This window comes from Vibrio sp. 2134-1 (assembly GCF_033339495.1).
In genome coordinates this window covers 1-562 of record NZ_JAWOUS010000776.1, presented here as the reverse complement: position 1 = coordinate 562, position 562 = coordinate 1, and the positions used below count along the sequence as shown (strand labels likewise).

Annotated in this window: 1 protein-coding gene; it reads right to left on the bottom strand. The window is 43.4% G+C overall.

The genetic code is table 11. From position 1 onward, the window contains the following. Nucleotides 1-260: OsmC family protein (locus R7R78_RS28485; protein ID WP_225474898.1), on the bottom strand; the 260-nt coding region annotated here is incomplete at its 3' end. Nucleotides 261-562 lie beyond the last annotated feature (302 nt).

The following is a 562-nucleotide window of genomic DNA, read 5'->3' as shown; positions in this document are numbered from 1 at the left end:
ATATTCACTTGCGTAAAGATACGTGGTGCGGTTTCACGACGCTCAGTGGTTAGCTTAGCGTTAACAGATACCACCTTTTGGCCTGCGCTTTTTAAACCATCCACAACATCCACAGAGCTACAACCACCAGCGGCCATTAGCACCATTTCCATTGGGCTTGGTGCCGTTGCACCACCGTTACCATCCATCACGATTGAGTGACCGGACTGCGATTGACCGAGGAATTTAAAATCTTCGACCCATTTAACTTCTGCTTGCATGGTTTACCTCATTTTGGCATCGCTCGTTGGGTGTAACTTTTGCCCGATTGAGCGGTGTATTTCGTGCCGATACTGTATCTTTCTTATAAAAAAGGGCAACGGAATTTTAAAAATCGCTGTAATTTTTTCGCTCTGTTGCCTTTCTATTTACGTAGCACTTTTTATTTCAGTCACACTTTCTACGGAAAACAACGTTGAGGTAGCTATGAAGAAAATATCTAAGTTATTGGTCGGATTCTCTTTCGCACTTCCTGTCTTGTTTCTACTTTTGAGTAAAACAGGCACCGCCGATACGATGGATA